Origin of the sequence: Capsulimonas sp. (assembly GCF_039929585.1) — a bacterium.
Taxonomy (GTDB): domain Bacteria; phylum Armatimonadota; class Armatimonadia; order Armatimonadales; family Capsulimonadaceae; genus Capsulimonas.
The window spans coordinates 1-12,117 of sequence record NZ_JBDSQY010000350.1 but is presented as its reverse complement, the minus strand read 5'-3'; the positions used below and the strand labels follow the sequence as shown (position 1 = coordinate 12,117).

Genomic DNA, 12,117 nt, shown 5'->3' with positions numbered 1-12,117 from the left:
GTTGAGGGCGAGGAGGTTGGTCTGCTCGGCGATCTGCTCGATGGTGGCGACGATGCTTCCGATCTGCTCGGAGGAGCTTCCCAGCGCCTCGATGACCTGCGCGGACTGCGATACGGTCTTGTGGATGTTCTGCATACCCTGGACGGCGAGCGCGACGGTCTTGCCGCCGCTTGCAGCGGATTCATTGGCGAGACCTGCGGCCTTGGCGGCGGCCTCGGCGTCTTTGGCGACGTTTTGGACATCTTGCGCGAGCTGTTTGACCAGGCCGGCGCTGTCGGCGACGCTGCGGGCCTGAGCGCTGCTGCCACGGGCGACTTCGCTGGCGCCGCGCGCCGACTGGTCGCTGGCCTGGGCCACTTCCAGCATCACGCTGCTGATCTCTTCCGTTGCGTTGCCGATTTGCTGGCTTGCGTCCGCAACCGTGCCGGACGCCTGCGAGACTTGGGCGGCGTTTTCCTGAAGACTCAGGATCAAGCAGCTGAGCGCCGACTGGGACTTTCGGAACGAGCCGACAGTCGCATGGATCCGCCCGAGCATCGAATTGAATGTCCCGGCCATCGCGCCGAATTCATCTTTGGCGACGATCTCGAGAGGCTTCGTTTCTGTCACGATTGAGACCGTCAGATCTCCATGCTCCATCGCCGTGACGGCTGTGCTGAGGTTCGTGACGCAAACAGACTCCAGCGTTTCCAGCCGGTTCGACATCTGGGAAACGGACCGGACCATGTACCGTGTGATAAAGCTCCCGATCGCGCCGCTCGCCAGAGCGATGAAGACGATCAGGGAAATCGTGGTGCGCAGGCCGTCGTTCGCGGCCTTTGTGATCTGCGCGCTGTACCAGACGCCGTGCGTGTGGTTCCATTCGGTCATTGCCGTGACGGTGTCGCTGATGGCGTGGAACTGCGAGCGCATCGGCCCGTTCAGCAGATCGACGCTTTTGTCTTTTTCGCCGCGCGCGAGCATCGGCGTCCATGTCTCCTGCTGCGTAAGGTACGCGGCCCATTGATCTTTCAGCGTGGCGTAATTTTGTTTGTCGGCGGCGTCGCTCGCGGCCTCTCCGTAGGCGTCCAAAGCCGTGTTTGCTTTCGCCTGCGCCTTGGCGGCGTCGGATAGAAATTTGTCTCGGTCCGTCTGCGTTCGGGAGAGGATCGCCTGAAACTCGAGCGTGCGGACATGCCGCGCGCCGACGTGAAATTCGGCGAGCCGTTCGGTGCTGGTGAGCGAGTCCGACACGATGCTTTTCGCGATGCGGCTCATATGGGTCATCAGGCCGATCGCCGCGACTCCCAGAACCGTGGTGAGCAGCACGCAAAGTCCGAAGCCGAGGGAGAGTTTTGTCGCTGTTTTGCGATTGAGAAACCAGGTCATTATCGATACATCCTTGGGGTGATTTTATTAATTGGCATTATTTATTCGGCGCAAAGGCGCGAGATCATTAGGGGAATGAGGCGTTCCCGCACTTCCGTGAAGAGCGCCATCGGGTATACTGGAACCGATTTTCGACCATAACTAGCGAGGGACCCCATGAGCTTTAATAAGAAGACCGTCGAGGATATCGACGTCGCCGGCAAACGAGTGCTGGTGCGCGTGGACTTCAACGTGCCGCAGGACGAGACCGGCGCCATCACGGACGACCGCCGCATTCGCGCCGCTCTGCCGACCATTGAATATTTGATCGGCAAAAATGCGCGCGTCATTCTGGCCTCGCACTTGGGCCGGCCCAAAGGCGGGCCGGAGCCCAAGTACAGCCTGGCGCCCGTCGCGGCGCGCCTGGGCGAGCTGATCCACAAGAGCGTCCCGCTTGCGCCCGATTGTGTCGGCGAGGCGGTCAAGACGCAGGTCAACGCGGTGGCCGACGGCGATGTCCTGCTGCTGGAGAATGTCCGCTTCCATCCGGAAGAAGAGAAGAATGATCCCGCTTTCGCGACGGAGCTTGCGTCCCTGGCGGAAATCTTTGTCAACGACGCCTTCGGAACCGCTCACCGCGCCCACGCCTCCACGGAAGGCGTCGCGCATCACCTGCCCGCTGTCGCCGGATTCCTTCTGAAGAAGGAATTGGACTACCTCGGCGACAACGTCAACAACCCCAAGCGCCCATTCGTCGCCATTCTCGGCGGCGCCAAGGTGAAGGACAAGATCTCCGTCATCGAAGCCCTGCTGCCCAAGGTCGATACGCTCATCATCGGCGGCGGCATGGCGTACACCTTCTTCAAAGCGCAGGGCAAGGAGATCGGCAAGTCTCTGCTCGACGCCGGCAATATCGAGTTCGCAAAGCGGCTGCTGGCGGAGAATGGCGATAAGATCGTTCTTCCCGTAGACGTGATCGTCACGAACGGCAATCCGTTTGGCGGCGACGTCGACTCCCTGGACTCTAAGGCGGTTTCGGTGGACGCGATCCCCTCGGACTGGGAAGGCGTGGACATCGGTCCGGTGACGATCAAGGAGTTCACGGCGGTCATTCAGGGCGCCGCGACCGTGATCTGGAACGGCCCGGCCGGCATCTTCGAGATCCCGCGCTTCGCGGTCGGTACGAGCGGCGTGGCGAAGGCGCTGGCCGACAGCAAGGCGATCACGATCGTCGGCGGCGGCGATTCGGCGGCTGCGGTCGAGCAGCTCGGCTTCGCGGATCAGATGACCCACATCTCCACCGGCGGCGGCGCGTCGCTGGAGTTCCTGGAAGGCAAAGACCTGCCTGGCGTCTCGGCGCTGCAGGACAAGTAAGCGACACTGGGATCGGCGAGTGCGCCGGTCTCATTCTGTGAGGCGCGGCCGGCATACCGGCCGCGCCTTTTTTGTTTGTCGTGTTTTGATTGAGATTTGCGGACCAGCGAGCGAATACTCTGCAACCAAACATCCAGGTCCGTGTCTTATTTTATGGCGCGGGATGACGTCCCCGCGATCATTAGAGAAGGATTACACCCAGGCCGCCGTTAACTATGCGTTCACAGCGGTCCCGGGAAGAGTTTGCGAGGGGAATGAATGAGTGTGGGATATAGCGGCGGGACCTATGTTCCGCCTCGGAGCGTGAATTATGGCTGGATCGGTGAGTCCTGGAATCTGCTCACCCAGGAAGTCAGCCCGTGGATCATTTCCCAGATAATTTACATCGTTGCCGGTTTTGCGATAAGCTTTGTCATCTCCATGATATTGGTGATGGTCGGAGGCGGTGGGATGTCGGGCATGTGGCGGGGGCAGTACAGCTCGCCTTCACAGGAATCGTCCATCATGACGAACGCCGTCAGTTCTGTCTTCAGTCTGGCGATCAATGTATTTCAGGCGTCTGCCTATTACCGGATGGCGGTGAAGCAAGTTCGCGGCGAGCCGATTACGCTCAATGACGCATTTAATGGAGCGACGGGCTACTGGCAAATGCTGGCCGCGTTTATCCTGTTTGGTCTTTTGAGCTTTGCGGGATTGCTGGCGTGCGTGGTCGGGGTCTTCTTCGTGACGGGGCTTTTGATGCCGGCGCTGGCGCTGGTCGCCGACGGAGAAAGCGCGCCGCGCGCCATTTCTCGCTCCTGGGATGCGATGAAAGTCGATTGGGTCAACGCCGGTCTTTTTTCGATTCTATTCGCCGCGCTCTATTTAGTTAGCATGATCCCATGTTTCCTGGGCTTGCTGATCACCATCCCCATGATGTATCTGATCGCAGCCCTTGCGTACCGCGATATGATCGGAATGCCTGCTCGGTTTGCTCCAATGGATTATGGCGTCGCCCAGGCCGGCGTGTGGCCTCCGCCGCCTTCCATAGCGCCGCCGAATCCCCAAACGGGAGCTTGGCCGCCCCCAACGGGGCAAACGGGCGCGTGGCCGCCTCCAACAGGCCAAACCGGCGCGTGGCCACCGCCGCAGAGTGGGCAATCAGGAGCTTGGCCACCGCCACAGGGCGGCAATCCATCTGGGACATGGCCCCCGCCGCAGGATCCGCAGTCTTTCCCGGACGATCCGAATCGTCCGCAGGGCAATGTTTGACCGTTACGGCGACTAAATCAGGAGGAAATGCATGAGCGTATCAATGGGGAGCGGTTACGCGCCGAATCGGCGTGTTGATTTCGGATGGATCGGAGAATCCTGGCGGCTGTTCTCACAGTCGCCGGCGCCGTGGATTGTTCTGTTTCTGATCAATCTCGTCATCAACGGGATCCTTCGCACGACATTACACGCCGTATTTCCGAACCCCAATTTCTCGGGAAACACTCCGGGAATGCCTGCATGGGCGGGGGCGATGAATACACAGATGTCTCCTGCGGGCCAGATAGTGTCGTCACTGATCGGCTGGCCGATCAGTTCCTTTTTTGCGGCGTGTTTCTATCGGATGGCCGTGCGTCAAGTGCGCGGTGAAACCATCGGGACGGGGGATATGTTCGAGGGCGGGCCGTACTTCGTTCAAATGCTGATCGCCAATTTTGTTCTCGGCGTTCTTTATATTGGCGGCGTTATTGCCTGCTGTGTCGGTGTGTTTGCGGTTGCTGGTTTGATGCTTCCCATGCAGGCGATGGTGGCCGACGGCGTTCCCGCGATGGACGCGGTCACGCGCAGTTACAACGCCATGAAATCAGATTTGCTCAACGCCGCTCTGTTCAGCTTCGTGCTGGTGCTGGTGGTTTTGGCAGGCATCATCCCCTGCGGCCTTGGTTTGTTCGCCACCGTTCCCATGGCGTATCTGATGGGCGCGCTCGCGTATCGCGATATGGGAGACATGCCGGGCATTACGCCTTTTGCTCCGGATTATGGAGCGCCGCAGCCGGGCGCCTGGCCGCCTCCGCCGAACACGGGAGCCTCCGCAGGCTTCGGTCAACCAGGCGGCGCACCGCAATTTGGCCAGCCGCCGGCGCAAAGCAATCAGCCGGGCGCCTGGCCGGCGCAGCCGAGCAATCAGCCTGGTGCGTGGCCTCCGCCGCAGGCTCCGGATCAGCCGAGTTCTGCGCTTCCGTCTCAAGGCGCGGCCCCGAGTGACTGGCCCGCGCAGAGCACTCCGCCGCCGTTTGGGCAGACGCCTCCGACTGATCCGCAGTCGCCGCCGGACGATCCGAATCGGCCGCTCGGCGGCGTTTAATCGAATTGCGAATTCTCTCAATGGCCGACGGCGCGAACGCGCTCGCCGGCCATTGGAATATTAAGCGAAGGGATTGAAGGAGTCGCTTGCCTGCTTGGTGAATAAACGGACCGTCGTTCTATATCGTTGTCGATGGAGGATCAGTCCATGAGTACGGGATATGCCGGCGCGGGAACTCACCATCCGCGCAAAGTGAGTTTCGATTGGCTTGGCGAAGCGTGGAAACTTTTCACGTCCCACGCCCCTCTGTGGATCGCCGCGACCATCGTGGCGGTTTACGCACCCCTCTGCATTGATTTATTTGTCATCCTCGCTGTCGGTGTTTCGCAGAAGATCGCCGGCGGCGGAGGCGTGTGGTATGCGATTACCCATATGCCCGCGGGACTGACATTCGGCCTGGCGCTGCTAAATGCGGCTTATTCGGCTTTTGTGTATGGCGGACTCGCGTTGATGGCGCTGAAGCAGGCGCAGGGCGAGCCCGTTTCATTTCGGGATATCTTCTCGGGCGGCCCGCTGTTTGGCCGCATGCTGGTCTTTGGCGTCGTTTATTCCCTGCTCATCGGCGCCGGCTCTTTGTTTCTGGTGCTGCCGGGCGTTTTTCTCGCCGGTCTGTTGCTGCCGGCCATTGCGCTCACGGCGGCCGGAGCGTCGCTGGGGGACGCCTTGCCGCGCAGCATGAAAGCGATGTGGCCCGATCGGTTTATCGCGATGGGCTTGGCGTTTGTTCTGGGAACATTGACGCTGATCGGCTCCGGCTTTCTCACCCTCGGTCTGCTGGCGGCCGTGCCGCTGTGGTTCTTAGTCTCCGCGCTGGCGTACCGGGATATGATCGGTATCCCGGCTCCCGAAGTATCGCTGGATGATATTTTAGGAACCGTGGAGCCGGGACGGGGCGTATACCTGGGAGGAGACGCCGAGTTTGGATACTCGGCGGGGCAGCCAACGGCGCAGTCGCTGTCCGGTGAGCCGATTGATACGGAGATGGGATCGCCGTCTCCGCCTGCGCTATGAAAAATTCTTTTCGGAAAATCGCGATCGTAATTTGCGCACTAGTTATTGCGGGCGCAGCGTGTTTTCAAGCTTTTGCTCTTGCATTGACCGTCGGCGTCGTCGCGGGAGCGTTTCTTTTGGTTTCCGGAATGGCGAGCGGCGGCTCGCTCGGCAATGCGCGGAAATTCGGAGATGCGCCCGCTGACCAGTCCACCCGGATCGGCGTGTCTCTGGCCGCTGCCGGGATTGCCGCCGCTTCGCTGGGGCAATCCCACTTCCCGTTTCCATTTCGCGTGTTTTACGGGATCTGTCTCGCCGTGGGCTGCATCACTGCGGTTGTTCTCGCGATTCGGATGGCGAAGTAAGAAGTCTTTGAGAACCCCTGAGTTCAATACCAGGCAGGCGTGACTTCCTCTTGCCTTTTCCACCGTCACCGGCTATACTATCCCTACAACGATGAACCTCCTTATCGGCGCCAAAACGGATCTGGGCAAACGATCCAACAATGAAGATTTTTATGCGGTCCTAGATGTCAAGCAGAGCCATCTGCGGGCCGACGGAGTGATGATTGTCGCGGACGGTATGGGCGGGCGCAACTTCGGCGAAACGGCCTCCACTGCGGCGGTCGAGGCGGTTGCGGAGACGCTCGTCGACCTGCTGGACGCGCATCGCGACGATGAGATCGACGTGCAGGACGCGCTCGATTCGGCTCTGCGCAAGGCGAACGCCAAGGTCTATGAGCTGTCGCGCGAGGGTGAGCATTCCGAAGGCATGGGCACGACATGCGTCACCGCCGTAATCAAGGACGGGCAGCTTTATATCGGCCACGCGGGCGACAGCCGCGCGTATATCATCCGTAACCAAAAGATCGAGCAGGTGACCGACGATCATTCGTATGTCGCCGAGCAGGTTCGCGCCGGAGTGATTACCGAGGAGAGCGCGCGCAAGTCGCGGTTCCGCAACGTCATTACACGCGCTGTAGGCATCGAGCCGGCGATCACGCCGGACGTTGCGCGATATCCCTTGTCGGGGATCGACGCGGTGCTGATCTGTACCGACGGGCTGACCGGCCCGGTGCGGGATCCAGATATCGAGCGTATCCTTCTGGCGGCCCCCAGCGCGCAGATCGCCGCCGACAAGCTGGTGGCGATGGCGAAGAACAACGGTGGAAGCGACAATATTACCGCCGTTGTCGTCCGATTTTCGGAGGGGCCGATCGTGCCCGACGCCGCGATGCCCGAAGTCGAGGATCAGAACGATTTCCTGAACCCCAAGAAATGGCGCGCGCCGCGCACTCCGCGCCCGGCGGGACAGTCGGTCCTGGTGGGGCTTCTGCTGCTGTTTATCGCCAGCACGATCTATCTGACCAGCATCGCCATGGACGCCGGTTACGAATGGCAGGCGGCCTGGCCGCCGCTCGCCAAGCCGCTTCCGCCTCCTGTCCGTCTCCATGACTTCCAGCATTTGACTTACAAAGCTCCCGAGACGTTTTACGAGACGGCGGTGCGCGGCGGGCCGCTCACTTATAGCGACGCCGAGAATACCGTCTCCGCCGTCACTCAGGCCGGCGATATCGTGGCGCTTGCGCCCGATGGCAAAACGAATTACAAATTCCCACTGGAGACGACTGCGTCTTCTGAAGAAAGCGGCGTCGCTGCAAAGAAGCCTGGCGCCGCTCTGAAGAAGCCCATAGAGCTGAACGTCCATTTCGCCACGGATTCGCAGGGTAATCTGTATGTCGCCGATGCCGCCGGCAAGAGCATCGTGAAGTACAAAGCTTCGGGCGACAAAATCGGCCCCATCGCCAAGGGCCATCTGACAAGCCCCGAATCGATCGCGGTTTCCGCCGACGGCACGGTCTATGTCGTCGATGGCGGACATTTGATGGCGATCCATCCCGCCGCCAAAGCGGCTCACTAACGCAAGGCCCACGAGCCGCTGATGTCTCTCGGAATGCTTGGAAAATATGAACGCCTGGATGTGCTGGGGCACGGGGCGTCGGGGATCGTCTACCTCGCCAAGGATACGCTCCTGGGCAAGCTGGTGGCGATCAAACATATCGCCGCGCAGGGAGAAGACCGGGATCGGTTTCTCGAAGAAGCGCGCGTATTGGATCGCCTGCGCCATCCCAATATCGTCCAGGTGAACAGCGTCGACATGATCGACGGCAAAGTCGTGCTGGATATGGAGTATGTAGCCGGCAGCAACCTTCAGGATGTGCTGCGTCGCACGCCGCAATTGCCGGTCGCCGACGCCGTTGGTATCGCCGCGCAGATCTGCGACGGCCTCGCCTTCGCCCACACGAATCGCACCGTCCACCGCGACGTCAAACCCGCCAACATCATTATCTCCCACGAAGGCGACGTCAAGCTCGTCGATTTCGGCCTCGCCGAAGTGCTCGGCACCAACTCGTTCGCCGGCGGGGCCGGCACCTTCGCATATATGGCCCCCGAGGATTTCCACGCCGAGGAGCTGTCCGATCGCCAGTCGGATATCTGGGCGGCGGGCGTCATTCTCTACGAAATGCTCTCCGGCCGCCGTCCGTTCCGTGTCGCTCATCCGAAAGACCCCTTCGCTTGGAAGCGCGCCGTGGATGAGGATCCGTACACGCCGATCACCCAGGAACGCCCCGAAGTCCCTGAGGCGCTCGACCGAATCGCCGCCAAAGCCCTTGCCCGCGACAAGCGCGATCGCTACGCCGACGCCGCCGAAATGGCCCGCGACTTGCGCGCTCTGGGCCTCGCCGCGACACGCTCGGCGCTGGCGGAAGATCTGTCCGCGTCCAGCATCGCCGGAACATCACGCGATTTGGAAGAGCCGACCATCGCCGGGATCGACTTCCGAGCGGGACGCGCCGCGCAGGCTGTGGACGAAGACGGCGAAATGGCGACCGTGGCTGCCGGCGCTCTTGCCGGGTTTGCGTTTCTTCCGGACATCGACGCCTTTTTAGCACTGGCTCCCGAGCAGTGGGACGCCGCGCGCGCGGCCTTGCGAAACGGCGCGCTCGCCCAGTGGCTGCGCGCGATCGGCGAGATCCCGCTGGCCGCGACCGCCGAGGAGATCGCTCGCGACCTTGCTCGCGATCCCGATGACGCCCTGCGTGACTTCCTCTACCGGGCCGGCCTCGATACCTCAACGGAAGCCCGAAACGGGTTCGAAGAGGGCAGCCGCCGCATCAAGGAAGGCCAGTTCGCCGAAGCCGCCGGCCTGCTGCGCCGCTCCACGCGTCTGGACCCCAGCCGTCCCGCCGCCTATGAACGTCTCGCGCATGCTCTGCGTACCCAAGGCGATGCGTCCGGGGCGCTGCAAGTGCTGGAAGAGGCCGTCACCCGCCATCCTGGCGACCGCGTGCTGAGCCGCGAGCTAACCAGCCAGGCCGGCGCGCGCCTGACGTTGAGCGCGCAGACGGTCAATTTTGGCGTGATGCGCCAGGGCGAGAAGCGCACACAGCGCGTCCTGCTGCGCAACGCCGGTACGGGCGTGATTCAGGGCCGAGTCGGCGCCGCTCCGGGCTGGGTCGAGGTGGAGCCGCGAACCTTCACCACGCGCCAGCGCCAGCAGCTGTTGTTCACCGCGCACACGGAAAATGTTTGGCAGACGCCTGCCGAGTACCATGAGACGGTCGTGCTGGAGACAAGCGCCGGCCGGCACGAGGTCATCGTACAGGCAACAGTGCTGCCTGCCCGACTCGGCTTCGCCAAGATCTTCTATTGGTACATTCCCGTCTTGATCTGCGCCCTGCTGCCGCTGCTTGCGGGACTCGCCGCGCCGCATACCTTCGCTCCCGGCGTCCGTCATCTGTGGGAGCCGGGCGCGGTGGCGAGCGGTCTGCTCTGCGGTTCGCTGTTCGTGCTCGCGACCGCCGCCGACACCGTCGGCAAGTATCGGCTGTTCCCATTGCTGCTGCTTTCACTGAGCATCCTTGGCGCGACCGCCATTGGCCGCGGTCTGGGGACTTACGAGGATCATGCGGCGCGGGAAATGCTTGTTCGCGCCACGCCGCCGATCTTCATCGTACTTGTGATGCAGGTCGTCGCCCAGGCGCGCGACCCGCGAGGCTGGGGGCGCTGGCCGATCTGGGCGCTGGTGACCTGCGTGGTCGGCGCGGCGGTCGCCTATATGATCGCGCATGGGTGACCTATTCCCCCGCCGAAGTAAACTTCGGCCTCCCCTTTTCCCAGCAAGGCCCTTCGGGCGGGAAAAGGGGTGCTAATAACTTGCTTTCAGGCGAGTGTTCCGGGTTGTGAGAAGAGTTTAGGCATGGCCAATTCTTCGTGGGCAACGACAAAACTCGCCTGAGCTGTAATGATGAACACCCCTTTTCCCGGGCTTTAGCCCTTCACTGGGAAAAGGGGGAAACGCGCTAAAGCGCGGGGGAATAGGTCCCGAACTCTATGCCAAAACAGTCCATCGTCCTCGCGCTCGATATGGGAACGTCTTCCGTGCGCGCCATGCTGTTCGACACCCGGGGCCGCGCGCTGCCTGGTCGCGAGCAGCAGATGCCGTATGTTCAGCAGACGACTTCCGACGGCGGTGTGGAGACGGACGCCGAGTCACTGCTGATGCGGACGGTGGAGTGTATTCGCCGGCTTTTGCGCGCGTCTGACAAAGAGACGAAGGCGAATATCGCGGGCGTGGGGATCTCGTGCTTCTGGCATAGTCTGGTCGGTGTGGACGGCGCCGGTCGCGCGGTGACGCCTGTTTACTCATGGGCGGATATGCGCTCCGCGCCGTATGTCGCGGAGCTTCGGGAGGCGCTCGATCCAGAAGATTACCATGGCCGAACGGGGTGCGTGCTGCACCCGTCGTTCTGGCCCGCCAAACTGCTCTGGCATGCCTCGGCGCACCTTGAGCGCGTGGACCAAGTCGCACGCTGGATGTCCTTCGGCGAGTATCTGGCGCTGCGGCTGTTCGGTTCGGCAACTTGCTCGATTTCGATGGCGTCCGCGACGGGGCTTTTCAATCAGCATACGGGAGATTGGGACGAAGCGACGCTCGGCGCACTGCCGATCCGTCACGATCAGCTCAACTCGCTCAGCGATCTGGCCTCGACGCAGGTGGGGATCGTCCCGGAGTTTCGCCGAGGGCTGAGCGCGGTCGCGGAGATTCCCTGGCTCCCGGCGGCGGGCGACGGCGCGTGCTCCAACATCGGCGGGGGGGGGACTGGCGATCAAAGAATCGCGCTGAATATCGGAACGTCGGCGGCGATGCGTATTGTTGTGAATGCTGAGAATTTGACCATTCCCAAGGCGCTCTTTTGCTACCGAGTCGATCGCAAGCGCGCCCTGCTGGGCGGCGCCTTCACCGGCGGCGGGAATATCTACGCCTGGCTGGAGAAAACAGTACAGCTTGGCGACCACACCCGGGCCGGCGCCAAGATCCTGGCGGCGATGGCCCCGGACATCCACGGCCTTACCGTGCTTCCGTTCTGGGCCGGGGAGCGCTCGCCCGGCTGGCATTCGTCCGCGCACGCCGCGATCGAGGGCATGAACCTGCATACGACGCCGCTCGATATCCTGCGCGCAAGCTTAGAATCTGCGTCGTATTGCTACGACACCGTTCGCGCCGAGATCCAGCGCTCGTTCCCGCAGGCCAAAGAGATCGTCGCCTCCGGCGGCGCCTTGCAGCACGATCCTATCTGGACCCAGATCCTGGCCGACGTCTTTGGTGTTCCGATCAACGTGAGCAAGGCCTTCGAAGCGTCCAGCCGAGGCGCGGCGCTGCTGGCGCTGGAGACACTAGGATTGATCCCGGATGTTGCGGTCGTATCGCCGGTGAAGGGGAAGACCTTTACGCCGTCCGAGGCAAACCACAAGGTGTATCAAGAGGCGCGTAAGCGGTATGATGCGCTGTATGCGCGGGTGCTGGGGTAGGGGCGCGTGGGTATGAAGCCCATGACGTAAAGAACCGCCCCATTAAAGACACGCGGGTATGAAACCCACGCCTGGGAGCGGTAAGAACCGCTAACCGTCCGTGCCGGACGGACTTGAATGAAAACCATTCGACAATAGCCAATTTTGTCCGTCCGGCACGGACGGTTAGATGCGAAGCATCTCCCAGACGTGGGTTTC

9 protein-coding genes are annotated in these 12,117 nt (G+C 61.9%); 8 read left to right on the top strand and 1 reads right to left on the bottom strand.

Annotation, left to right across the window (positions count from 1 at the left end; genetic code table 11):
* Window positions 1–1,368: methyl-accepting chemotaxis protein (locus ABIZ35_RS26945; RefSeq protein WP_348223035.1), on the bottom strand; the 1,368-nt coding region annotated here is incomplete at its 3' end.
* Window positions 1,369–1,524: 156 nt separating this feature from the next.
* Between ABIZ35_RS26945 and ABIZ35_RS26940 the strand changes: the two genes are divergently transcribed.
* From ABIZ35_RS26940 to ABIZ35_RS26905, 8 genes are all read left to right on the top strand, one after another.
* On the top strand, window positions 1,525–2,721 hold the full coding sequence (locus tag ABIZ35_RS26940) for a phosphoglycerate kinase (RefSeq protein ID WP_348223034.1): 1,197 nt from the start codon (window positions 1,525–1,527) through the stop codon (window positions 2,719–2,721).
* Window positions 2,722–2,979: 258 nt separating this feature from the next.
* The gene (locus ABIZ35_RS26935) at window positions 2,980–3,972 is read left to right on the top strand and encodes a hypothetical protein (RefSeq protein ID WP_348223033.1); all 993 of its coding nucleotides are present in this window, start codon (window positions 2,980–2,982) and stop codon (window positions 3,970–3,972) included.
* 31 nt (window positions 3,973–4,003) lie between these two features.
* A complete protein-coding gene (locus ABIZ35_RS26930) occupies window positions 4,004–5,056 on the top strand; it encodes a hypothetical protein (RefSeq protein WP_348223032.1) in 1,053 nt (350 codons plus the stop codon).
* A 147-nt stretch (window positions 5,057–5,203) separates the two neighbouring features.
* Window positions 5,204–6,067, top strand: coding sequence for a hypothetical protein (locus tag ABIZ35_RS26925; protein ID WP_348223031.1), 864 nt, complete (start codon window positions 5,204–5,206; stop codon window positions 6,065–6,067).
* A 116-nt stretch (window positions 6,068–6,183) separates the two neighbouring features.
* A complete protein-coding gene (locus ABIZ35_RS26920; protein ID WP_348223030.1) occupies window positions 6,184–6,411 on the top strand; it encodes a hypothetical protein in 228 nt (75 codons plus the stop codon).
* Window positions 6,412–6,502: 91 nt separating this feature from the next.
* On the top strand, window positions 6,503–7,966 hold the full coding sequence (locus tag ABIZ35_RS26915) for a Stp1/IreP family PP2C-type Ser/Thr phosphatase (protein ID WP_348223029.1): 1,464 nt from the start codon (window positions 6,503–6,505) through the stop codon (window positions 7,964–7,966).
* Window positions 7,967–7,987: 21 nt separating this feature from the next.
* A complete protein-coding gene (locus ABIZ35_RS26910) occupies window positions 7,988–10,183 on the top strand; it encodes a protein kinase (RefSeq protein ID WP_348223028.1) in 2,196 nt (731 codons plus the stop codon).
* Window positions 10,184–10,440: 257 nt separating this feature from the next.
* A complete protein-coding gene (locus tag ABIZ35_RS26905) occupies window positions 10,441–11,919 on the top strand; it encodes a gluconokinase (RefSeq protein ID WP_348223027.1) in 1,479 nt (492 codons plus the stop codon).
* Window positions 11,920–12,117: the final 198 nt, after the last annotated feature.

Coding starts and splice junctions, on each gene's coding strand:
- ABIZ35_RS26915 (WP_348223029.1), top strand. CDS start 6,503: ATGAACCTCCTTATCGGCGCCAAAACGGATCTGGGCAAACGATCCAAC.
- ABIZ35_RS26930 (WP_348223032.1), top strand. CDS start 4,004: ATGAGCGTATCAATGGGGAGCGGTTACGCGCCGAATCGGCGTGTTGAT.
- ABIZ35_RS26905 (WP_348223027.1), top strand. CDS start 10,441: ATGCCAAAACAGTCCATCGTCCTCGCGCTCGATATGGGAACGTCTTCC.
- ABIZ35_RS26935 (WP_348223033.1), top strand. CDS start 2,980: ATGAGTGTGGGATATAGCGGCGGGACCTATGTTCCGCCTCGGAGCGTG.
- ABIZ35_RS26910 (WP_348223028.1), top strand. CDS start 7,988: ATGTCTCTCGGAATGCTTGGAAAATATGAACGCCTGGATGTGCTGGGG.
- ABIZ35_RS26940 (WP_348223034.1), top strand. CDS start 1,525: ATGAGCTTTAATAAGAAGACCGTCGAGGATATCGACGTCGCCGGCAAA.
- ABIZ35_RS26925 (WP_348223031.1), top strand. CDS start 5,204: ATGAGTACGGGATATGCCGGCGCGGGAACTCACCATCCGCGCAAAGTG.